We start from the raw sequence: 21,990 nt of genomic DNA on the forward strand, positions 1-21,990 counted from the left end.
TCAATTTCGCAATCCACGGGTAAATGACAACAACGATTCATAGGTTTGCATGGCCTTTCCGCTGTCCAGAATGCCGGTCGCCAGCTCCAGCCCCTGGGCGATACTCTCGACCCTGTCGCCCAGGTAGAGCGCCGCAGCACTGTTGAGCAGGACAATGTCGCGTGGAGCACCTTCCCGACCCGCGAGCACTTCCAGGCATAACGCCCGGGCCTGGTCGATGCTGCTGACCTGCAGGCTTGCCAGATCACACACCTTCATTCCGAAATCGCTGGGGTGGAGGTGGTACTGGCGTATGTCGCCATCCCAGAGCTCAGCGACCAGCGTGCTACCGGATAGGGAAATCTCGTCCAAGCCATCCTCGCCGTGGACCACCAGCGCGCGCTCGCTGCCCAGTGCCCTGAGTACCTGCGCCATGATCGGCACCAGCTCGGCGCTGAACACACCCAGCAATTGCCTGCTCGCCGCAGCGGGGTTGGTCAGCGGGCCGATGACATTGAAAATCGTGCGGATGGCCAGTTCACTGCGGACCCGCGTCAAGCCCGGCAGAGCCGGTCGATGGACTGGCGAGAACATGAAGCCAATCCCCACTCGTTCCAGGCACGTAGCGATCTGTGCGGGCGTCAATTGCAAATCCAGGCCCAGCGCTTCCAGTACATCGGCGCTGCCACAGGTCGAGCTGACACTGCGGTTGCCATGTTTAGCCACCCGCACACCCGCCGCGGCCACCACAAAGCTGGCGGTGGTCGACACGTTGAACGTGGCCCGCGCATCCCCTCCTGTTCCGCACAGGTCCACCAGCGGCCCCGCCACCGAATGCCGGACCGGAATCAGAAATTCACGCACCACGCGGGCGACACACTCGATCGCCTGGAACTCCAAGCCCTTCACTTGCAAAGCCACCAGCAGCGCAGCGATCAACGAGTCCGGCAGCTGTCCCTGCATCAATGCTCGAAAGGCGCTTTGCAACTGATGCGCCTCGACCGGCTCCCCCTGGCTGTACCGTGCAACCACTCCACGCACATTCTGCGGCATTGTTCTCCCTCACCTGTTAGCTGGGCTGATCCCGCCTGTTGGCAGGCCACGGCGGCTGCCGTCATTACTGATTGATGCTGCGTTGCACGCGTCGCACCTGCTCGAAGGCGAGCCGGGCATTTCGACAGAACTCCTCAATAGCCCGGGGTGACTTGCAACCCGGCGACGACTCCACCCCCGAGGACACATCCACGGCCGCGGGCTCGAGTGCTTCGATCAACGCTGCGACACTGTTGACCGTCAAACCGCCCGCGATCATCGCCTCCGGGTAGCGCGCGGCCGGCCAAGGATGCGCAACCCCATGGCCTGCCCCTGCATCGACCAGTGGCAGTGCCGAGGCCCTTCGATCGCGGCGGTAATCCGACGGCATCACACGACGAATCAAAGGCCGTCCCAGCTGCTCCCAACAACGCCCCTGCTCCTGGCCATGCAACTGCACCAGATCCAGGTCCAGGGCCAGGGTGGTTTCGTAGACCTGGCTGTACGACTGATTCATGAACACGCCCACTACCCTGGCCTGGTCACCGATCAGGTCACGCAAGACCGTTGCCTGTTTGGGCGACAGTTCGCGCTTCGAACCAGGCACCAGTACCAGGCCGATCAAATCGACACGGGCTTGCAGGCACGCCTGGATATCTTCCGGTGTCCGTACCCCGCACACCTTGATCGTTCCCTGCTGCCAGCCATTCATCGCCGGCCCCCGGCCTTGAAACCAGCGAGATAGTGGTGGGCCTGCGTAGCGGCTTCGACCGGGTCGGCCAGCCGGCGTGCCAAAGCGCTGCCAATGATCACGCCCTCTGCCTGCTGCCACATGACTCGGGCCTGTTCGGGGGTGCCAATGCCGAAACCAACCGCCAAAGGCAAGTCAGTAAATCGCCGTACCCGCGCCACGAACGGACCGATGTCGGCCAATTGGTCGCGCTCACCGGTCGTGCCCAGCACCGACACCAGATAGATGAAGCCCTTGGCGTGTTCGGCAATCGTGCGCAGGCGCTCGTCGCTGAGGTTCGGTGTCATCAGAAAGATCTGATACAAACCGTGGGCCTCCAGGGCGGCACGCAACTCACCACTGGCCTCGACCGGCATGTCCGGGACAATCACTGCACTGATGCCCGCCTCGGCGGCCTGCGCGGCGAACCGCTCGTAACCATGGTTAAGCAGAAGATTCGTATAGGTCATCACCACCAGCGCGGGCGCCTGGTCGTCCTGGGGAAGTCCGGCGATCTGCTTCAATGCCAACGTCATGGTCATGCCATTGGCAATCGCTGCGTGGCTGGTCTGTTGGATCACCGGACCATCGGCGACCGGATCGGAGAAAGGCACACCCAGCTCGATGACATCCGCACCAGCATTACGTGCGGCCTGTACCAGCTCCGGCAGGCTGTCCAGTGCCGGATAGCCGACCGTCAGGTAAGGCATCAGGGCCTTTTCGCCTCTTTGCGCGAGATCGGCGAAACAGCTGTCGATACGGTTCATTGGGGGACTTCCTCCGCGCTCGTGAGCTGGGCAATGGTTTGCATGTCCTTGTCGCCACGCCCGCTGAGGTTGATGATGATTCGCGCTCCCTGGGGCAGTTGCCGCGCGACCTTGATGGCGCCGGCCAACGCATGGGCGCTTTCCAGGGCCGGGATGATGCCTTCACAGCGCGATAGCAGCTGGAGTGCTTGCAGCGCCTCGTCATCGCTGGCCCAGAGATAATTGGCGCGACCGCTGTCACGCAACTGGGCATGCTCAGGCCCGACCATCGGGTAATCCAGTCCGGGCGCAATGCTGTGGGTTTCACCTATCTGCCCATTGGCGTCCTGCAGGACGTAGGAGCGACACCCTTGCAAGACCCCGGAGCGGCTCTGTCCGCCCTGGCCGAAACGGATCGAATGATTGCCAGTGCTTTCGCCCTGGCCGGCGGCCTCGACACCGAACAGCTGCACGTCAGGTTCCTCGATGAAGGCCGAAAACAACCCGATGGCGTTCGATCCCCCTCCGACACATGCCACCAGCGCATCCGGGAGTGCTCCGTCCTCAAGCGCGGCGAACTGCTGCCTGGCCTCGTCGCCGATGACGCTCTGGAAATAGCGGACGATGGCCGGGTATGGGTGCGGGCCCAACGCCGATCCCAGCAGGTAATAGGTCGTGTCGGCATTGGCCACCCAGTCGCGCAGGGCGTCGTTGATCGCGTCCTTGAGGGTCTGGGTGCCGCCAGTGGCCGCCACTACCCGCGCGCCCATCAACCGTATGCGTTGTACGTTCAGCGCCTGGCGTTGCATATCACGCAAGCCCATATAGATCACGCATTCGATCCCCAGCAAGGCACAGGCCGCAGCAGTCGCCACGCCATGTTGGCCTGCACCTGTTTCTGCGATCACGCGGCGTTTACCCATCATCTGCGCCAGCAGCGCCTGACCCAGGGCATTGTTGATCTTGTGGGCGCCGGTATGGGCCAGGTCTTCGCGTTTGAGGTAGGTTTTCACCCCGATTTCCCGGGAGAAGTTCTCCACCAACGTCAAGGGAGTAGCCCGCCCCACATAGTGTTTGAGCAAGCTGCGATAACGTTGCTGGAACGCTGCACTGGCGATGATTTGCTGATAACGCTCGGTCAGTTCGCTGACCGGAGGCGAGAGTGTTTCAGCGATGAAACACCCACCATGGTCATCGAACCAAGGACCTTGCCCCGCCAGGGTTTCCAGCGCTGGCGAACGCCCATCTCCCAGGCGTTGCGCGACAAGTTGCAGGGCTGCCCTGACTGGGGTGCTGTCGAGTGGCGGCAATACGCACCCTAGCAACAGCAGGTCAGAGGTGCTGTCGCGGGTAGCGGTATGGACCGTGTCTCGAATGGAAAACAGCGACAAGACTTTCTTTGAGTCACGCAGCACCAGCAGGCCAGCCGGCAGCGGCTCGCGTCCTTGGCCGCCAACGGGCTCGTACGACTCGTCCTCACCAGAGAGGTCCAGCAGCACCGGTCCCTCGATTCCTGCGGCATCAAATGCCCCCAGCGAAGTCATGGTGGAGACCGCCACCCAATTGACCGTATCGACCACCTCATTTATGCGCGGCAACCGCGCCTGGGCCCGGCCGAATGCACGGTGGATGAAGTTGGCGACCGAAGGCAGGTGCTTGCGCGGATTAATGCCCGCACGTTGGTAGTAGTTCGCATACGGCGCAATCGATGGGTGGGTCAGCAAGGCATCCTTGTCTACGCCAGTCCATGCTGCGCGGTTGGCCGACCAGTCAAGCCCTGCCCCATCGACGCTTCCCACGCCAGGCAGGCGCATTGCCAGGACCCTGGCGCCTGGAAACTGCACGCGCGCCGCTGCCGATACATCGATCTCGAATATCTCGTTCATTGCTCTTCCTCGAAGTGCAGGTAACTGCCTAAGCCGCAATCCCGGAGGGTGCCACCGGTCAGCAGGTCGTCCGCCGCTATCAGGATGTTGTAGTGGTTGGGAAAGTGGCATTCGTCAAAGCCAATGACCTGACCAATGCAGGTGTCGCCTAGCAACACCCGATCACCGCGCTCGATGACCCCGGCCTGCTGGATTTCGACGAAGCCGATGAAGCCGACCCGCTCAATCCGGTCGCCCGGCTCAGCCCCTGACTGGTCGGTCGTCACCACTTCGTGCAACTCGCCGCGCCGCACACAACGGGAGCGGTGCTCGATCAACGTCATGCCACGTGCTTGCTGAGTGTGATAGAGCAGCTTCACCAGCCTAGCCTCGAGCCTGGCCTTGGACGGCTGACGGGGCTGTTCAGCGAGCATCGCGGGCCTCCATGGCATAGGTAGCGCGCACCAGCCGCACCGCATCGACACCAATCGAACCGTCTTCGACCATGCCTTGGATGCTCCTGGCTAGATGGGCGATGACGCCCTCGTATTCGTGATAGAGGGACGTCTTGAAACCCACGCTGTCCTTGAGCAGGTCGACGATGACTTGGCGTCCGTCGGCGTAGTCGATCACCAGGTCTTTCTGTTCGCCGTGGGCATAGTCCCAGCTCAGTTCAACGCTCGCCTCAAGCCCGACCGCGTTGGTCAGCGTGACCAATGCCCCCATGTCGATCCCCAACGCATTTCGACGAACCTGCGCCCCAGTGACCTCGAGTCGGCCAAGCACAAAGCTCAGCGTGTCGTAGACATTCGGGCCATTGTCGGCAATGCAGCCGCCACCACAGGAGGCACTGTCCAAATACCAGGTGTCATGGCCGGCATGATCCTCGATGCGCTCGTGGTAACGCGCCCGAACATGCACCGCACCATTGAACAGGCCTTGCTTCACGGCATTGAGCAGGTGGGTGTTGTAGCGTCGGTGAAAGGCCGTGAGCAGCGTCAAGTTCAAGCGGCGGGCCATGTCGCGCAACTGCTCGGCCTGGTCCAGTTCGAGGGTCAATGGCTTCTCGCAGCACACATGCTTGCCCGCCTCCAGGGCAGCCATGCAAGCGGTGAAATGAAGATGGTTGGGCAGGTTGATGATCACCGCGTCGAGGTCCGGGTCGGCGAGCAAGGTGGTGTAATCGGTATGGCAACGCACATCCGTCGCCGCGAATGGCGCCAGCCGTTCGGGCGCCTTGTCGCACACCGCCACCAGCTGGCACAGGGTGCTGTCTTGCAGCGCCTTGAGGTAGTAGTGGGAGATCACTCCCATGCCGATGATGCCAAGCCTTATGGTCATGCCGCTGTCCTCGTGATTTGTGAAATACCGAGTTGTCCCGCGATGCTATCGAGCTGCTCCAACAGTGCGGCATCGACGGGAATGCCCTGTGCCAGGCGTTCGGTACGCACCCTCAGGTCAGGCGCGCCGGGATAGCTCAGCGGGTCGAACGCCGGATGCACAGGCGCCTGCGTGATGTGCTGGAGCAATCGGTCCATCGACGAGCGGAAACCTTCGCCAGCACCAAAGGCTTCGGGGGACAGGGCCAGGAAGAAGTGGCCGATGCTATTGCGCCCCGGGTTGCCAAGGTCCGCACCGGTCTGGGCACCACTGAGCACCCCACACAGGATCTCGACCATCATCCCAAGGCCCAAGCCCTTGTGTCCGCCCTGCTCCGCGTAAGCCCCGCCGAGCATCGGCAACATCGCGCTGCCGTCCAGGTACGCGCCAGGATCGCTAACCTCGCGGCCTTCGGCATCGTGAAGCCAGCCGGTGGGAATGGTTTGCTGGCGTCGAATGGCCTGTTTGATCTTGCCGCTGGCGCAGACCGTCGTGCTCATGTCCAACAGAAATGGCGCTGGCATAGCAGCCACCGGAGCCGCCAGGCTGATCGGGTTCGTCCCCATCAAGGGCGCCATACTGCCCAGCGGATGAGCGACGGGCTCACGACCCAGGTTGGTCATGGCCATGCCGATCATGCCGTGTTCCAGTGCCATGCTGGCGTAGAAACCTGCCGCGCCGAAGTGCGAACTGTTGCGCACCACCGCACAGCCAATCCCAAAGTCCCGGGCCTTGTCGATGGCCCGTTCCATGGCCTGCTGTCCCGCCAACAGTCCCAGCCCGCCGTCGGCATCAAGCGTGGCGCAGGCCCCTTGATCGCTGATCCACTGGCCGGTGGCGGCCAGGTTGATTTCACCGCTCCGGGCACCGGCGATATAGACATTGACCAGGTTGGCGATGCCATGGGTATCGTGGCCGTTCAGATCGGCATGCAATAACACGGGCGCCGCCTTCTGGGCCTGGGATGCGGTGAACCCGGCTGCCTTGAGGGCAGCCACAGTGAACCCATGCAGCTCGTTGGCTGCAATGCAGAAGAAATCCATAGCGTTTTATCCTTGCTTGAGAGTGTTTGCGATCGGCTCGGCAAAGCGGCGTAGCAGCCGCTTTACAGCAACTGCAAAGGTGTCCAGGTCATTGATCGAAACGTATTCTCGGGAGGTGTGCGCACCGTTGTCGGCCAGTGAGCCCGGCCCCCAGACGACGCTGTAGACGCCGTCGCCCTGAGCCCACATCGCATCGCAGGTGAAGGCCTGTTCGGCATCCGGGTTCGGCACGATGCCGGCCTCGCCCAACAGGCGCTGCAAGGCCACATGGTGGTTGTTCAGGACCGGCAAGCCGCGCTTGAGCCAACGAGCGCTGCAGGTGGTGCGCAGGCGTTCGACAGTCATGAGGAATGGCGGGCTTTGGGCGAAACGTGAGCCGCACTGCTGCAGCGCCTGGTCGAACGCTTGCTCCACCAACACTTCGGCATCGCGCGCCTGAGCGGCGCTGCGATAGGCAAAATTGAAGAGACAGTGCCCGCTACCGTAAACCCGGTTGTGGTGCATGCCGGTATGCAGACCGGCCAGGGTCATCTTCACCTGCAGCGCGTGCAACGGCTCTGCCAACTGGGCAGCCATGGCCTGGGCGATGAAACCCAGAACCAGCGAAGCATTGTCGCCCTGGTGCGGAAAGTCGTCGGTCGAATCCCTGCCGTCCATCCGTACTTCATACGTCATGGAGGTGGTAGAGGCATCGAAGTAACCGGCTCCCGTCGGTTCCACAAAGATGTTCAAACACCCCAGGTGACCCTGCTGGCACAGGTAGTGGGTGCCATAGACGCCCATGGCGCCCCCTTCTTCACCGGCCACCACCTGGATCAGCACGCGGATATCGTCCAGCACCTGCGGCTCTTGCATCTGCAATGCCTCCAGGGCTGCCAGCACCGCCAAGCCTGGCCCCTTATTATCCACCGCGCCGCGACCCTGTACGGCGCCGTCGAGCACCCGCACCGGCAGATGAGGTGACACAGTGTCCATGTGGAAATTGAACATGATCGTACGTTCCCGCGGCCCGTTGCCGATCTCCAGAACGCTATGCGGCTGCCAAGCCAGGAACTCGGGCGCCTCGTTCATCCGGCGTAGCACCGAAACCGGCACCCGCGCCTCATCGGGCAGGACGCCTGGACCGCTGAACACCTCGCGCATGCCGACTGTCTGCGCCCACTGGGCGAACAGGGTATTGGCCTGGGCAATGCACGAGGGCTGTCCGGTCTCCATCGGGGTCACGGTGTCGATGCGCAGCAGTTGCTCAAGCCGGTCTACATATTTATCCGTGAACAGCATGTCTTGCCTCCCTGCAGGATTGCAGCAAGTCCCGCGCATGCTCGGCATAGGCCTGATAGGTCCGCCTTTGTCGATGCGGGTCCGTAGCCGTCTGTTTGAGATGCGGGATCAGGCACAGGTGCGGCTCGATCGAAAACCAACCGTCGTAACCCTCGCCCATCAACAGCTCAATGCAGTCCCTGGCACCCACTTGCCCTTCTCCGGGGAAGGTGTAGTGCACTTCGTCCGATACCCAGCAACCATCCTTCAGATGCACATGCGCCACATGAGGAAGCACTTGGCGCAGGAATCCCAGGGCGTCATAGCCATAGCTCAGACCATTGCCGATATCGAACAGCAGCTTCAAGTGATCCGAGCCAACGGCATCGAGCAACTGCAGGGTCTGCTCGGCGCCCTGGCCGGCCCACCCGGCACAGTTCTCGTGTATCAGCACGACGTCGGCGTCTTCGGCCACTTCCACCAGACGCTTGAATCGCTCAATGACCGCATGCCGCCAGCGGGCCTCGTCCCAGCCACAATTGGGGTAGGACATGACACGGATCATCCGCGTCCCCAGACGCCCGGCCATCTGTAACAGGCATTGCAATTCGGCCCGGTCAGTCTGCCAGTCGGTATCGATCCTGCTGCCCCAATTGCCGATCTGTGAGGCCAGGACCACCACGTCCATGGACTGTGCGAGCAGCGAATCGCACATCGATACGCGTGATCGTTCCGACAGGTTGGCCAGCGGCACGCTGTCGACACTGCGCAGCTCGAGATGTCGCCAGCCCAGTTCAGCGTGGCACGCCAACTGCTCGGCCAAGGACGCGCAGCCTTCATCGGCGATTCCCGTGAGCTTAAATGACCTCGGCATGGCTGAACTCCTTCAACGCCTCGATGACGCGCGATACCTGCCCGTCGCTCATGCCGGAGCACAGGGGCAATGCCAGGCATTGCTTGCCCAGCAGACGCGCATTGGGGTAGTGCGCCGGCCCTGCGGACCATTGGACAAACGCCGGCTGCTCAGGCAAGGGCACAGGAAAATGCACGCGGGTCTGGATACCGCGCGCGGTGAGATGCCTGGCTAGCCGCTCACGCTCTGCACTGCGCACGACATAGGCGTGAGGGGAGAAATCCGGGGTACCGCGATGCTGGCCGAGCAACACGCCGTCGCTGGCTTCGATGGCTTCGTCGTAGGCCTTTGCAATGGCCTGCTTGCGGGCCAGGTGCAAGTCGTTTTCCCGCAACCGGGCCTGCAGCCAGGCGGCATTGGTCTCATCCATGCGGCTGTTGTATCCCAAGCGCTGGTGGTAGAAACGCCGACGGCCGTCCTGCCCATGATTGCGCAGCATCCGGAGGGCTTCCGCCACCTGGTCGTCGTCAGTAATCACCGCACCACCATCGCCGATACCGCCCAAGGGTTTGGCCGCAAAGAATGAATACACGCCAATGTCACCGAGTGTGCCTGCATGACGGCCGCGCAGGCGCGCCCCGAATGCGGTAGCACTGTCCTCGAGAATCAGGACATCCTCGGGCAATGCCTCACGCAACGCATCGATGTCAGCCAGGCCGCTGAACAGGTGGGCGACCAATACCGCCCGCGTCCGTGGGGTCAAGGCGCGGACGACGGCCTCGGCCTCGAGCACGCCGCTGTGGGGGGCAACGTCCACGAATATCGGTGTAGCACCCGCCTGCACAATGGATGAGGCGGCCGATACGTAGCAAAAAGCAGGTGTTATGACCTCATCTCCCGGCCCGATACCGGATGCAATCAGCGACAGGGTCAGGCCGGAGGTCGCAGAACTTACACAGACAGCGTGGCGCGCACCGACCTTGGCCGCCAGGGCTTGCTCGAAATCCTGAACCTGCTGCTTGAGAATGAAATCGCCTTGTTGGACCCGGGCAGCGAGAATCTCGAGTATCTGTGTCTGCGCATTGGGATAACGGCGTTGGAAATCCTGGTACTTGATCATGACTGGGCTCCGGCAGCGGCATAGAACTCGGTGATCGCCTGGCACACGCTGGCAACATCTGACGCACTCAGATCGGCATAGAGAGGAAGGCCCAACGCCCGGGTGGCGGCCCGCTCGGCGACCGGAAAGCGACCCTCGGCATGGGTTGGCCCGGCGCACACCGGCTGCAGGTGCAGCGGCAGCGGGTAGTAGGCCTCGACGCCAACCCCGCGCGCAGCGAGATGCTCGACCAGGCCGTCACGGTTCTGCGCCTCGATCAGGTAGACATAGTCGACGCATCGCTGGCGCGCTGCCCGAGGCAACGTGACCGGCACCTGCAGGTATTCACCCAAGGGCCCCAGGTGCAAGTCGTAGGCATCGCGAAGCGCGGCACGTCGTTCGATCTCCTGGTCCAGCTCGGGCAAGCGCGCCCTCAGCCATAGGGCCTGCAGGTCGTCCATTCGGCTGTTGTAGCCCAGGCACTGCGCCAGGCCGCTGGCATCACGGCCATTGTCGAGGATCTGTCGCACCCGCCTGGCCAGGTCCGCATCGCGGGTCAGGACCATTCCGGCATCGCCGAGCGCACCCAGGGTCTTGGTGGGGAAGAACGACAGTACGCCAAGGTCCCCGATCAGCCCGGCATGCCTGTCGTTCCAGCGCATTCCGATTCCTTCGGCGCTGTCCTCGACAACCTTCAGCCCATGTCGGCAGGCGATGTCCATCAACGCATCCATTTCGGCCATTTGCCTGAACAGATGGACTGGCATGATGGCTCGGGTACGCCGGGTGATGCAGGCTTCGATCAGGGAGCAGTCAATTGCATAGCTGCCAGGTTCGATATCGACGAACACCGGCGTCGCCCCCACTTGCAGGATGCAGGAGACCGAAGCGAAGAAGCTGTAGCAAGGCACGATGACTTCATCACCCGGGCCGATGCCCAACGCCATCAGACAGATGATCAGCGAATCGGTAGCGTTGCCGGTAGCGATAGCATGGGGCGCGCCGGTATAAGTGGCGATAGCCTGCTCAAAAGCCCGCACCTGTTGGTCATTGACCCAGCCGGACTGTCGATGAAACTCCGCCAGCCCCTCCTCCAGCAGCGGCAAGGCGCGGGTGAATCCTTCGGTGATCTGGAAAAACGGAACACTCATCGAACGGCCTCCTTGGCCATATGCATATTGATCGACGCCAATGCGCTGGCAGATGCAACGCCGCGGGCCTGCTCCAGCAGTTCGACAACCTGCTGGTTGAAGGCCACCGTGCCGCTGCGAGGCATATCGCCGCCGTGACCCTGCAGGTGGTTCCGGAAATAGCGGTAGTACTCGCCCACACAGGTGGTCAGGGGCTCGTCAGCGAAGATCTGGTGAGCGCTACTGCCACTGTGCTCGGTGTCGCATCTGAGCTGTGCGTAGCTGTCGTCGGCACCTACGGGGAAAAAACCTTCGCAGCATTCGCCACTTTCCAGTTGCAGGCGCACACTGCGTTGGCGGATCGGACTGGCAAGATCCGATTCGAGCAGCACCTCGATGCCTTGCTCATCGTGCCAACCGATGCTGCCCGCCTTCATGGCCTGGCGCAGCTTGCCTTCGACGCGCAGATCTTCGGTGTGCGCGTGAAACCCGGACGCCGGAGCACCGGCGAACAGCAACGCCAGGCTGACTTGATGCGGCATTTCAATGTCGAACAGGTGTTCGCCATGGCGGGTGAAAGAGCGCGAAAAGCGAGGCTTGTCATGGATGATGTGCACACTGCGAAGCGGCTGTTCACTGGCTTCCAGCCACCGGGTGAGCCGTGGAATCAACAGACTGTGGCCCCACACCGAAACCACCAGAATCTGCGCATCATATTGTTGCTCCATGGAACGCAGTGCCTGGGCCTCGGCCAGGTTCATCACCATGGGTTTCTCAATGATGATGTATCGGAAACCGGCCATAAGCGCCTCGTGCACATGACGCAAGTGCAGGGCCGGTGGCGTACAGATGTGCACGACACCTACCCTGCCCTGCAGTGCCGACGCCTCGGGTAGACAGTGCAGCATCACCAGGCCATCGACCAACCCACCGCCCAGCTCAGGGTCCACGACCGTGATGGTGGTGTCGACATCGGGCAGGCAGCCCTGCCGATGCAATGAGCGCAGGCTGGCCAGATGCAGGTTTCTCCCGCAGTGACCGAAGCCGAAGATGATTGAGCGCAGCATCGTCATACAGCCTCATCCGCGCCCAGCAGCCGACGGCTCTCCAGGCAAGGGTCAGCAGCTGTTAACAGACGTTCCCCCACCAGCGCAGCGGCAAAGCCGATGCGTTCTACCAACTGCATGTCCTGATGACCGGCAACACCGCTTTCCGCCACGGCGATAACCGAAGCAGGCAGACACTCGAACAATTGGGCGGAGCGGTCGAAGTCGACCTTGAAGGTATCGAGGTCGCGATTGTTGATACCTACTATCGACGCGTCGACCGATAGCGCCTGGTCGATGTCCGCCTCGTCAAAAGTCTCCACCAATACATCCAGCCCCAGCTGGTTCGCCAAGGTATGCAACCTCGCAAGGCTGCCGGGCGGCAGGCAGCGGACGATCATCAACACCGCGTCGGCGCCCAGTGCCCGCGCCTCGTAGACTTGGTACTCATCGACGATGAAGTCCTTGTACATCACCGGCAAGGTGATTTGAGGATGGTTGGCCAGCATGCCAACGACATGGGGCGCATTACCAAAGAACCGACTGTCGGCGATGACCGACAGGGCACTGGCGCCCCCGGCCTGGTACGCCATCGCCAACTGGAGTGGATCATAGTCAGCACGCAGCACGCCCTTGGACGGCGAGCGGTACTTGGCTTCGGCAATGAGCGAGATTCCCTCGCCTGCCAAGGCACCGGCAAAGTGACGGGGCGCTCGTGCGTCACGAATCCGCTTGAGCAGGGCATCGATACCATGCGCCTGCTTGCGTTGAGCCGTTTCCTGGACTTTGTATCTGACAATCTCTTCGAGCATGGATCGACCACCATCAATGAGTTTGGGATAGCGCCGGTAAGAAGGCTGCAGAGAAACAGTGCTGTTCCTCTGTCAGCCGGCGAGGAGCAAACCTAATGGCCGTGAAGGTTTAAAACCACCTACCCAATGGGGTAGGCAGGCGCCAGGATGCCATCGGCGATGGACCGCACCGACATGCGATGGCACTGGCCCTGCAGGCTTTCCAAGGGGATTTCACTGGGGTATAACAAACGTCGGGAAACGGCATCCGGAAATGGAGATTCGATGCGTACTTGGCTCGCAAACCTGCTGGCATGGACAAGCTCGGTCAAAGATGAGCAGGACTTGGTGAACGGCGTTCAACGTGTTGCCTGGGAGTTGGATTTCGAATGGTTTTCGTTCGGTGTCTGCACAGCCCTGCCTTTTTCCAACCCCATCATGCAGATGCGCTGCAATTTCTCGAGCACCTGGCAGCGCCGCTACAGCGACGCCGATTTCCTGCTTGTCGACCCTTCGGTACAGCGCGCGCGCGCCTGCACCACACCCTTTTTGTGGCAGGGAGAACTCCTGCGCAAGATGCCGCAGTTCTGGGAAGAAGCTCGCGCCGCAGGCCTGAGATACGGCTGGGCCTGCTCGCGTACCAATGCCTCGCGCCACCAGAGCATGCTGACCCTCGCCCGCGGCAGCTCTACGCTGGATGTGGCCGAACTCAATGCCAAGGAACTCAAGATGCGCTGGCTCGCCGAGACTATCGCGCCAGTGATGGAAAGGCTGCTGATCACCCCGTCCCATCAGGCCCAGCATTACCGGCTGACCGCACGGGAAATCGAGGTGCTACGTTGGACGGCCGATGGCAAGACGCAGGAAGAGATCGCGCAGATCCTGGCCATCTCCTTCGACACCGTCAAATTCCATGTGAAGAACGCCGTGGGCAAGCTCGGCGCCACTAACAAAACCGCAGCGGTGGTCAGGGCAGCCGTCCTGGGCATCATCAGTTGACCCCACATCTACCTCACAGGGAGCGTCACCGTGTTTCCAATGGACATCTGGTTCACCTACACCACAGCTTGCGTGCTGCTGGTCCTCTCTCCAGGCCCTGACAATTTGCTGGCGATAGGACGCGGGCTCAGCCAGGGTCGCCTGGCTGCCCTCGTGTCGGGCCTGTCGTCTGGCCTGGGTATCCTGTTTCACGTCACCACCGCGTCGCTGGGGCTCACGTTGTTGATCCAGACCTCGACCGTCGCCTTCTGGGTGGTCAAGTTGGTGGGGGCAGCCTACCTGCTCTGGCTCGGGATAAAGGTGCTGCGTTCCAGGAGCCTGGTGACCTTCGCACCCGCCGCGCGGCAGCCCCTTCGAAACATATTGCTCACAGGTTTCCTTTCCGCGGCGCTCAATCCCAAGCCAGGGTTGTTCGTGCTGGCGTTCATCCCTCAATTCATCAATCCTGCACTCGGCTCGGTCACTGTGCAGATGCTGGTCTACGGGTTCTGGTTCGCTCTGCTGACGGCCGTGGGATTTTCGCTGATGGGGATTTTCGCCACGCGCCTGTCGCAATACATTTGTCGACGCCCGCGCCTTGCCAACGGACTCAACCTCGGCGCGGGATTGACCTTCATCGTGTCAGGACTTTCCATCGCTGCTCTTAGCCAGAAATAACTGCGTTCGGTGGTGAGCCAGATGGCGTCGATGCGGATCATTAAGGGAGTTCACGGACAAAGCGGGCGCAGCCGTCAGGATCGGAAGTTGGCCATTTCACGGTGATCGATTGCTCGCCAATAATCGCCAACGTTTCCGCCTGCCGTTTGGGCGTAGCTCTCAACGGAACGAAAGCCGGCAACGCCGCTGGCGGCTGATCTCGGTAAAGCGGTATCCACTTGCGGATAACGTTGGCGTTGATGCCGCGGCTGATGGCAACGCTGGATAGGGTTGCCCCCGGTTGTAGGCATTCCTGAACAACCTGGGCTTTGAAGGGCTTCGGGTAAGAGCTTCGTTGGCGCATGGAAATCCGACGTGCTTGGTTATCTCATGCAGCGACAACTTATCTCGAAAGTGAATACGCCGAATCTTGCCCATCATTTCCATGCTGATCACCTCGACGCGTCCATACCGCCGAACTTGGCGCGCTACTTATAGAGGATCGCCAAGCTGATGCCGTGCTCGCGGCACAGCTCCGGGACTGGGCTGCCGACCTCAGTTTACTTAAGAATGGCAATGATTTGGCTGTCGGAAAAACGCGATGTCTTCACGCAAAATTTCCCTGATCCAATCAGGAGAAAATTCTACTTCCGACGAGTACGTGTTTCATGGGGCTAGTTCACATTACCAGTTTTCGGTCAGCGGCAACACTGTGTGTTCTGACAGGTCTAATTTCCGTCCTCCTTGTTATGGTTTGAGTCCAATTGATTAGCCGGACGACTAATCAACACTTTTAAAGGAGGAAACAGTGTCCCGACTATTCTCGCCGCTAACATTGCGCGGAACTACTATTCGAAATCGAATTGGTATGGCGCCCATGTGTCAATACCTGTCCGACGACTCGCTGGTGAATGACTGGCACAAAGTTCACCTGGGTGCTCGGGCAATTGGGGGGGGTAGGTCTTATCATCCTCGAGGCCACCTCTGTGACTGCGGACGGACGAGTAACACCCCAGGATCTTGGTCTCTGGTCGGACGCGGCAGTGCCAAAACTCAGGGAACTTGCTTCATTCTTGAGTGCGCAGGGGAGTGTTCCAGGCATTCAACTTTCCCATGCGGGTCGTAAGGCCAGTCGTCTAAGGCCTTGGGAGGGTGACCTTCCATTGCTCGCGGAGCAAGGAGGCTGGGAGCCTGTCGGGCCGAGCCCGATTCCATTTGCAAAAGGATATGCTGTGCCCCGTGAGCTGGATCTTTCGGAAATACCAGCGTTACAGGAGGCCAGACTCACTAGCCTGCCCCGAGTATGTCGCCCGTATAACGTCCAACCAATACCAAGAATTTTGTTTATCGTTGCCGCAGAGTGAACGCTCAGAAGGCCAACGCTGACATGATCACGGATTGCGGCACTTCAGGAAGCCGCGAAACATCACATGGCTACTCCGTGAATCCGCGATGTGAATTCAGTGTTCCCAAGCCCCTCCACAGCCCCGCCATTATCCCCAGCCCCTCTTGAACAATATCGGTCAACAGATGCTCATCTGGCGCATGCTGAGCACAGGCTGCGTAGGAATGAGGTATCCACAGCGTCGGTAACCCGAGGGAATGGGCAAACATATCGTTAGGGATAGACCCACCGATATTGGGCAGAACTACGGGCGCACGTCCAACCGAGCGAGAAATTGAAGCCATGGTTATCGAAATGCTCTCTGAGAATTGTCTCGATTGATTCGTATGCAGTTCATACGACAAATCGCATGGGGCAGCCGAAGTCGGCCATGTTTTTGAACTCCGGAGCCAAACGCCCCGTTAGCCACATCAACTCGACGTTGCGCTCGGCCTCACGCTCAAGCCGGCGACTGGACTGAATCCAATTGAGGTAGCCGTAGATATAGATCTTCCGCAAGACCGCTGGGTGGTGGCTGGCCGACCGGTTGCGGCAGGATCGACGCCCTCAAACCCAAGTGCGCCCAAGTCGAGTTCATCGACGAAAACGTCGACCACTCGCACTGGATTTTCTTCGGTTACGTAATCGTCCAGACACTCCGGCAGCAAGGTGACTTGCGTCCGGGCCTCGCCTTCAATGAATCGCTTCATGATCGCCCCTGTTACGACCTCGACGACGAAAAGGTTAGACGATTGCTTGCCCTTTCTCACAGCCTCCCCCAAAGAGAAAGTAAGCTTGCTCCTCATCTCGTGGCATAGCAGCATAGTGAGAATTTACTCCTTCGCTATCACCTATCCCGCACTTCCAAGGTCACCATGTCCATAAGTCTTGATGAGCTACTGAAAACCGTAGACGACGAACAGTCATTCATCGGCTTCATTGAAGCTCTAGGTATGGATTTCGCCGATGAGCGTTTGCTGGAAGAGAGCTCTCCGTCGTCTCCCTATGGACCGGGGGCGTTGGGATGGGAAAACGGCTCTATTGATACCTTTCTTGATGCTGCCGCAGCGTGGGCGACTGCCAGCTCACGCAGTTCCCCTTTGAGTGCCAGTAGATCAAACGTATGGCAACGCTGTGCGGCCATTCTGCTGGCTGGTAAATTTTATGAGTGAGCCCAGCCATTGCTGTTCGAAGGACTACGACCGAACAAAGGCTGCCGGTCGTGAAAATCCACTATCGGCTCATACTGCTTCAAACCGCAGGTCTTGAACTGCTCGGCGGTGTTTTCACACAGGCTGGGCCCGAAGTAGCCATGTCGACATGAGTGCAGACATTTTTTAGGCACAAAAAAAGCCACTCAGATGAGTGGCTTTTTTTGAATCTTGGAGCGGGAAACGAGACTCGAACTCGCGACCCCGACCTTGGCAAGGTCGTGCTCTACCAACTGAGCTATTCCCGCGTCTTGGTGTGGCGCATTCTATAGATTCAAATTACGCCGTCAACCCTTTGATTCAAAAAAGTTTTATTTCGGCTCAACATCCGTCCGCAGATGCGGCCAGGCGGCGCGCAGGTATTGGACCATCGACCACAGCGTAAGCCCTGCGGAAACCAGCAACAGCGCATAGCCCAACAGCACCCAGAAACTGAAATCCGAAGGGTTGGCCAGCAGAATCACCAGGGCGAGCATCTGCGCGGCGGTTTTCCATTTGCCGAGGTTCGACACGGCGACCTGGGCGCGGGCGCCCAGCTCGGCCATCCATTCACGGAGCGCCGAGACGACGATTTCGCGGCCGATGATCACCGCCGCCGGCAAGGTCAGCCAGAGGTTGCCGTGCTCTTGCACCAGCAGCACCAGGGCCACCGCGACCATCAGCTTGTCGGCCACCGGGTCGAGGAAGGCACCGAACGGCGTGCTCTGCTCGAGGCGTCGGGCCAGGTAACCATCCAGCCAGTCCGTCGCGGCGGCGAAGGCGAAGACCGAGGCGGAAGCCACGTAGCTCCAGTGGTACGGCAAATAGAACAGCAAAATGAAGATCGGAATGAGCAGGACGCGTAGAACGGTAATCAGATTTGGGATATTCATCGGCACAACTGGCTGCGAGGTTGACGGGCATTCTACTCGCTGTGCAGGTTTGCATAAATCGACTCAGCGAGCTTTTTACTGATACCGGGTGCTTTGGCTATCTCCTCGATGCTGGCACGAGACAGTTCCTGCAATCCACCAAAATGTTTCAACAAGTCGCGACGGCGCGTCGGGCCGACGCCTGCCACACCTTCCAGTGTAGACGTACGGCGCGTCTTGCCGCGACGGGCACGGTGTCCGGTGATGGCGAAACGGTGGGCTTCGTCGCGGATCTGCTGGATCAGGTGCAGCGCCGGCGAATCGCCCTTGAGGGTGAATTCATGGGCGGCATCGTTGAGATACAAGGTCTCGAAACCGGCCTTGCGCGTCGCGCCCTTGGCCACGCCCAGCAGGATCAGGTCGGGGACCATCAGCTCATTGAGCACATCGCGGGCCATGGACAACTGGCCCTTGCCGCCGTCCACCAGAAGGATGTCCGGCAACTTGCCCTCCCCGTCCTTGAGCTTGCCGAAGCGGCGCATCAATGCCTGGTGCATCGCCGCGTAGTCATCGCCGGGCGTGACGCCTTCGATGTTGTAGCGGCGGTAATCGGACTTGATCGGGCCTTCCGGACCGAAGACCACGCAGGACGCCACGGTCGCCTCGCCACTGGAATGGCTGATGTCGTAGCACTCCAGTCGCTGCGGCGGCTCGTCCAGGTTGAGGACATCGGCCAGGGCATCGAACCGCGCCGCCACGTGTTGCCGGTTGGCCAGGCGCGCGCCCAAGGCCTGCTCGGCGTTGGTCACCGCCAGTTGCTGCCAACGGGCACGGGTGCCGCGAACGCGGTGGCTGATGGTCAGTTCACGACCGCGAAGCTTGTCGATGGCTTCGATCAGGGCCGGGAAATCCTCATGGACCACATTGACGATCAACTCGGCAGGCAAGTCGCGTTCCGGACTGCTGATGTAGTACTGGCCCAGGAAAGCGGCCATGACCTCGGCCACGTCTTCCTCGATACCCACTTGCGGGAAGAAGTTCTTGCTGCCCAGCACGCGACCGCCCCGCACGCTGATCAAATGCACGCAGGCGCCGCCCGGGTTGATGAACGCGGCGATTACATCAACGTCACCGCTGCCACCTTCCATGCTTTGCTGGTCCTGCACGCGGCGCAGCAGGCCGATCTGGTCCCGCAGTTCGGCGGCCCGTTCGAACTCAAGGTTGACCGCCGCCTCCTCCATGGCCGCCGACAGTTCATCGGTCAGCGCATTGCTGCGGCCTTCCAGGAACATCACCGAGTGACGCACGTCCTCGGCGTAGACCTGCGGCTCGACAAACCCCACACAAGGCGCCTTGCAGCGCTTGATCTGGTATTGCAGGCAGGGCCGGGTGCGGTTCTTGTAGTAGCTGTCTTCACACTGGCGAACGAAAAACGTCTTCTGCAACAGGCTGAGGCTTTCACGAATCGCCCCGGCGCTGGGATACGGGCCGAAATAGCGACCCTTGGCCTTTTTTGCGCCTCGATGAATGCTCAGGCGCGGAAAGGCCCCGTCGGACAGAAACACGTAGGGGTAGGATTTGTCGTCCCGCAGCAGGATGTTGTACGGCGGGCGCCATTCCTTGATCAGCGTCTGCTCGAGCAGCAGCGCCTCGGTTTCATTGGCGGTGATCGTCGTTTCGATTTGCGCGATGCGCCCCACCAGGGCGGAGGTCTTCGGCGCGAGGCCGGTCTTGCGAAAGTAACTGGCCAGGCGTTTCTTGAGGTTCTTGGCCTTGCCGACGTAAAGCAGGCGCGCCTCGCTGTCGAACATGCGGTACACGCCGGGGCGACCGCTGCAAGTGGAGAGGAACGCGCTGGGATCAAACAATTCAGTCATGTTCAGGCGCTGGCATCGACCATGCCGTGGCGCACCGCCAACAGTGTCAATTCGACGTCACTGCTGATCGAAAGCTTCTCGAAGATACGGTAACGGTAGGTGTTGACGGTTTTAGGCGACAGGCACAGCTTGTCGGAGATGATCTGCACCTTCTGGCAACCGACAATCATCAGGGCAATCTGGATTTCCCGCTCCGACAGTGCGTCGAAGGGCGAGTCGTTGGTTGGCTGGAACGACTTGATCGCCAATTGCTGGGCGATTTGCGGGCTGATGTAGCGCTGCCCGGCAAAAACCAGACGAATGGCCTGGACCATCTCGTTCAAGCCAGCGCCCTTGGTGAGGTAACCCGCCGCGCCCGCCTGCAACAGCCGGGTGGGGAATGGGTCCTCTTCACAGACGGTCACTGCGACCACCTTGATGTCCGGGTGACTGCGCAGCAGCTTGCGCGTGGCTTCCAGGCCGCCGATGCCGGGCATCTTGACGTCCATCAGCACCACGTCGGGCTTCAATTCACGCGCCTTGATCAGGGACTCTTCCCCGGATTCAGCCTGGCCAACTACCTGCAGGCCATCGATGTCAGCCAGCATTCGTGTAATGCCCGTACGGACGAGATCATGGTCATCGACCACTAACACCCTAATCAAGCAGACACCTCACGATTTGGTCTTATTTGGGTTGCACGACACCTTAGCAAAAAAGCATCCCGCAGACCTAGCGCCAAGGGACAGATAAAAGTTACAACGCATCTTTATCGCCACGGTATCCGAGGCTTCAAGCACCGGCGTCTCGCTGCATCCTCAGGAAACACTCGTCCTCGCCGACGACCCGCAGGCCCATGCGTTCGTACAACGCCCTGGCCGGATTATCCTTGAATACGGTCAGGCGCAGCGCCGGCCGACGCTCCAACCCCATCAAGTCCCAAACCTGTCCGATCGCCCAGGTACCGGCGCCCTGTCCGCGAAACGCCTGGTCTATCTGCAATTCGCGAATGTACAACGCCCGGGCATCACGGCTGAGGCTGACAAACCCCAGCGCCTGGCCTGCCCGGCTGATGATCCAGTTCTGGCGAATGATCCAGGCCAGGTCGAACGCTTCGTCCTGCCAGAGCAAATCATGCCTGAGGTAATAAGCAAGCATGTTGTCGCAGGTCAGTTGCCGGGCGAAGTCGATATCCCCGTTCGTTGCGGCACGCCATTCGAAACTCATCAATACCTCGTTAAAGCTCTGCCACCGGCATGACTTGCCCGGCCCAGCCGTTGGCGTCGCGGCGAACAATCACCAACCACTCGCCCGTGCCCGGTGCTGCCACGAGCAGCAAACCGTCCGGGCCCCAAATGGCGCTGCGGCCAGCCGATTCCCAACCGCCCGTGACGCCGCCATGATTCGCCATCAGCACGGTCATGGTGTGATGCCGGGCATAGCCTTGCAACAAGGTCGTATCCGGCACGTAGCCACCCTCGGTGATCAACACCCCCGCGGCATACAGCGTCGCGCCCTGCCCGGCTGCCGCGGCCGCATGGCTGGCGTGGGAGAAATCAGCACACACCGCCAGCGCGATGCGATCCTGCCCCATCGTCAGCATCGAGCCACCATGGCCCGGGGCGAAGGCGACTTCTTCCCCCGGGTGCAGGTGCTGCTTGCTGTACACCCCGAGGGAACCGTCGGCGCCGAGCACCAGCGCGCCGATCAACACCGGGCCGTCCGCCGACAGCCGAATCGGCATGCCCACCACGGTGGTCAGACCGAGCGCTTGCGCCAAATCACGCAGCGGTTGCAGTACGGCATCCTCCGGCCGGACCGCCAGATCTGCCGCCAGGCCACGTTCGTAACCGGTGAGCGACAACTCAGGAAAGACCAGCAACTGCACCCCCTGTTCAGCGGCGGCTTGCATGAAACGCTGATGGCTGGCGAGATTGGCGCGAGTGTCCCCCGCAATGGAAATCGACTGGGCGGCGGCGAAGGTTGGAACGGTCATGGTTCATCCCTGGAAGGCGGTGCAAACCTGAAGTTTGTCATAAAGCCCTGCGGACTCAAGCCAGAGCGAACACTTACATGCCCCCGATAGAATTTTCTGATTG

General features: G+C 60.8%; 23 protein-coding genes, 1 tRNA gene and 4 pseudogenes. 4 read left to right on the forward strand and 24 right to left on the reverse strand.

Going from position 1 to position 21,990, the window contains the following annotated elements:
• The 14 genes and pseudogenes from trpD to trpC form a co-directional block, all read right to left on the reverse strand.
• Positions 1–1,032, reverse strand: a complete 1,032-nt coding sequence (gene trpD / locus HU767_RS09435) for an anthranilate phosphoribosyltransferase (RefSeq protein ID WP_186706194.1) — start codon at positions 1,030–1,032, stop codon at positions 1–3.
• A gap of 64 nt (positions 1,033–1,096) precedes the next feature.
• The gene (locus HU767_RS09440; RefSeq protein ID WP_186706193.1) at positions 1,097–1,723 is read right to left on the reverse strand and encodes a phosphoribosylanthranilate isomerase; all 627 of its coding nucleotides are present in this window, start codon (positions 1,721–1,723) and stop codon (positions 1,097–1,099) included.
• On the reverse strand, positions 1,720–2,508 hold the full coding sequence (gene trpA / locus HU767_RS09445; protein ID WP_186706192.1) for a tryptophan synthase subunit alpha: 789 nt from the start codon (positions 2,506–2,508) through the stop codon (positions 1,720–1,722). The genes HU767_RS09440 and trpA overlap by 4 nt, the downstream gene beginning before the upstream one ends.
• The gene (trpB, locus tag HU767_RS28775) at positions 2,505–3,716 is read right to left on the reverse strand and encodes a tryptophan synthase subunit beta (protein ID WP_238349446.1); all 1,212 of its coding nucleotides are present in this window, start codon (positions 3,714–3,716) and stop codon (positions 2,505–2,507) included. The genes trpA and trpB overlap by 4 nt, the downstream gene beginning before the upstream one ends.
• A gap of 84 nt (positions 3,717–3,800) precedes the next feature.
• A pseudogene (locus HU767_RS28780) lies at positions 3,801–4,484 on the reverse strand (phenylalanine--tRNA ligase beta subunit-related protein); the annotation flags it as partial.
• The gene (locus HU767_RS09455; protein WP_186729383.1) at positions 4,370–4,786 is read right to left on the reverse strand and encodes a hypothetical protein; all 417 of its coding nucleotides are present in this window, start codon (positions 4,784–4,786) and stop codon (positions 4,370–4,372) included. The pseudogene HU767_RS28780 and the gene HU767_RS09455, both read right to left, overlap by 115 nt.
• Entirely contained in the window at positions 4,776–5,693 is a 918-nt protein-coding gene (locus HU767_RS09460) for a Gfo/Idh/MocA family oxidoreductase (protein ID WP_186706189.1), read from the reverse strand. The genes HU767_RS09455 and HU767_RS09460 overlap by 11 nt, the downstream gene beginning before the upstream one ends.
• Positions 5,690–6,775 carry an Ldh family oxidoreductase gene (locus tag HU767_RS09465; RefSeq protein ID WP_186729384.1) on the reverse strand — a complete coding sequence of 362 codons (1,086 nt, stop codon included), beginning with the start codon at positions 6,773–6,775 and terminating at the stop codon, positions 5,690–5,692. Before HU767_RS09465 ends, HU767_RS09460 begins: the two co-directional genes overlap by 4 nt.
• A 6-nt stretch (positions 6,776–6,781) precedes the next feature.
• On the reverse strand, positions 6,782–8,056 hold the full coding sequence (locus tag HU767_RS09470; protein WP_186706187.1) for a M20/M25/M40 family metallo-hydrolase: 1,275 nt from the start codon (positions 8,054–8,056) through the stop codon (positions 6,782–6,784).
• Positions 8,040–8,909, reverse strand: a complete 870-nt coding sequence (locus tag HU767_RS09475) for a sugar phosphate isomerase/epimerase family protein (protein WP_186729385.1) — start codon at positions 8,907–8,909, stop codon at positions 8,040–8,042. Before HU767_RS09475 ends, HU767_RS09470 begins: the two co-directional genes overlap by 17 nt.
• Complete coding sequence (locus tag HU767_RS09480) at positions 8,893–10,008, reverse strand: DegT/DnrJ/EryC1/StrS family aminotransferase (protein WP_186729386.1); 1,116 nt, start codon at positions 10,006–10,008, stop codon at positions 8,893–8,895. The genes HU767_RS09475 and HU767_RS09480 overlap by 17 nt, the downstream gene beginning before the upstream one ends.
• A complete protein-coding gene (locus HU767_RS09485; RefSeq protein ID WP_186706184.1) occupies positions 10,005–11,138 on the reverse strand; it encodes a DegT/DnrJ/EryC1/StrS family aminotransferase in 1,134 nt (377 codons plus the stop codon). The genes HU767_RS09480 and HU767_RS09485 overlap by 4 nt, the downstream gene beginning before the upstream one ends.
• Entirely contained in the window at positions 11,135–12,190 is a 1,056-nt protein-coding gene (locus tag HU767_RS09490; protein WP_186729387.1) for a Gfo/Idh/MocA family oxidoreductase, read from the reverse strand. The genes HU767_RS09485 and HU767_RS09490 overlap by 4 nt, the downstream gene beginning before the upstream one ends.
• Positions 12,187–12,975, reverse strand: a complete 789-nt coding sequence (trpC, locus tag HU767_RS09495; protein WP_186729388.1) for an indole-3-glycerol phosphate synthase TrpC — start codon at positions 12,973–12,975, stop codon at positions 12,187–12,189. The genes HU767_RS09490 and trpC overlap by 4 nt, the downstream gene beginning before the upstream one ends.
• A 159-nt stretch (positions 12,976–13,134) precedes the next feature.
• On the opposite strand from trpC, the gene HU767_RS09500 reads away from it, so the two are divergent.
• Both HU767_RS09500 and HU767_RS09505 read left to right on the forward strand, forming a co-directional pair.
• On the forward strand, positions 13,135–13,953 hold the full coding sequence (locus HU767_RS09500; RefSeq protein ID WP_186706181.1) for an autoinducer binding domain-containing protein: 819 nt from the start codon (positions 13,135–13,137) through the stop codon (positions 13,951–13,953).
• Positions 13,954–13,983: 30 nt separating this feature from the next.
• On the forward strand, positions 13,984–14,610 hold the full coding sequence (locus tag HU767_RS09505; protein ID WP_346343459.1) for a LysE family translocator: 627 nt from the start codon (positions 13,984–13,986) through the stop codon (positions 14,608–14,610).
• A 40-nt stretch (positions 14,611–14,650) separates the two neighbouring features.
• Here the strand turns inward: HU767_RS09505 and HU767_RS09510 are convergent, their stop codons facing one another.
• Positions 14,651–14,953, reverse strand: coding sequence for a transposase (locus HU767_RS09510; RefSeq protein WP_186706179.1), 303 nt, complete (start codon positions 14,951–14,953; stop codon positions 14,651–14,653).
• A gap of 127 nt (positions 14,954–15,080) precedes the next feature.
• Positions 15,081–15,200: pseudogene (locus tag HU767_RS09515) on the reverse strand (transposase); the annotation flags it as partial.
• A 300-nt stretch (positions 15,201–15,500) separates the two neighbouring features.
• Between HU767_RS09515 and HU767_RS28695 the strand changes: the two are divergent.
• Positions 15,501–15,953, forward strand: coding sequence for a hypothetical protein (locus HU767_RS28695; protein WP_272972253.1), 453 nt, complete (start codon positions 15,501–15,503; stop codon positions 15,951–15,953).
• A 70-nt stretch (positions 15,954–16,023) separates the two neighbouring features.
• Here HU767_RS28695 and HU767_RS29165 read toward each other — a convergent pair.
• A pseudogene (locus HU767_RS29165) lies at positions 16,024–16,278 on the reverse strand (hypothetical protein); the annotation flags it as partial.
• Positions 16,279–16,354: 76 nt separating this feature from the next.
• A pseudogene (locus HU767_RS09525) lies at positions 16,355–16,683 on the reverse strand (transposase); the annotation flags it as partial.
• Between the two features lie 165 nt (positions 16,684–16,848).
• Here HU767_RS09525 and HU767_RS09530 point away from each other — a divergent pair.
• On the forward strand, positions 16,849–17,145 hold the full coding sequence (locus tag HU767_RS09530; protein ID WP_186706177.1) for a hypothetical protein: 297 nt from the start codon (positions 16,849–16,851) through the stop codon (positions 17,143–17,145).
• 211 nt (positions 17,146–17,356) lie between these two features.
• Here HU767_RS09530 and HU767_RS09535 read toward each other — a convergent pair.
• The 6 genes from HU767_RS09535 to HU767_RS09560 form a co-directional block, all read right to left on the reverse strand.
• Positions 17,357–17,432 (reverse strand) — tRNA-Gly (locus HU767_RS09535).
• A 63-nt stretch (positions 17,433–17,495) separates the two neighbouring features.
• Positions 17,496–18,056, reverse strand: a complete 561-nt coding sequence (gene pgsA, locus HU767_RS09540) for a CDP-diacylglycerol--glycerol-3-phosphate 3-phosphatidyltransferase (RefSeq protein ID WP_018608070.1) — start codon at positions 18,054–18,056, stop codon at positions 17,496–17,498.
• Between the two features lie 32 nt (positions 18,057–18,088).
• A complete protein-coding gene (gene uvrC, locus HU767_RS09545) occupies positions 18,089–19,912 on the reverse strand; it encodes an excinuclease ABC subunit UvrC (protein ID WP_186706176.1) in 1,824 nt (607 codons plus the stop codon).
• A gap of 2 nt (positions 19,913–19,914) precedes the next feature.
• Positions 19,915–20,556 (reverse strand): UvrY/SirA/GacA family response regulator transcription factor, encoded by a 642-nt coding sequence (uvrY, locus tag HU767_RS09550; protein WP_003200277.1) that lies wholly within the window; start codon positions 20,554–20,556, stop codon positions 19,915–19,917.
• A 127-nt stretch (positions 20,557–20,683) separates the two neighbouring features.
• A complete protein-coding gene (locus tag HU767_RS09555) occupies positions 20,684–21,118 on the reverse strand; it encodes a GNAT family N-acetyltransferase (RefSeq protein ID WP_186729389.1) in 435 nt (144 codons plus the stop codon).
• Between the two features lie 10 nt (positions 21,119–21,128).
• Complete coding sequence (locus HU767_RS09560; protein WP_186729390.1) at positions 21,129–21,887, reverse strand: carbon-nitrogen hydrolase family protein; 759 nt, start codon at positions 21,885–21,887, stop codon at positions 21,129–21,131.
• Positions 21,888–21,990: the final 103 nt, after the last annotated feature.

The sequence above is a fragment of the Pseudomonas sp. SWRI179 genome (assembly GCF_014268705.1).
Taxonomy (GTDB): Bacteria; Pseudomonadota; Gammaproteobacteria; order Pseudomonadales; family Pseudomonadaceae; genus Aquipseudomonas; species Aquipseudomonas zanjanensis.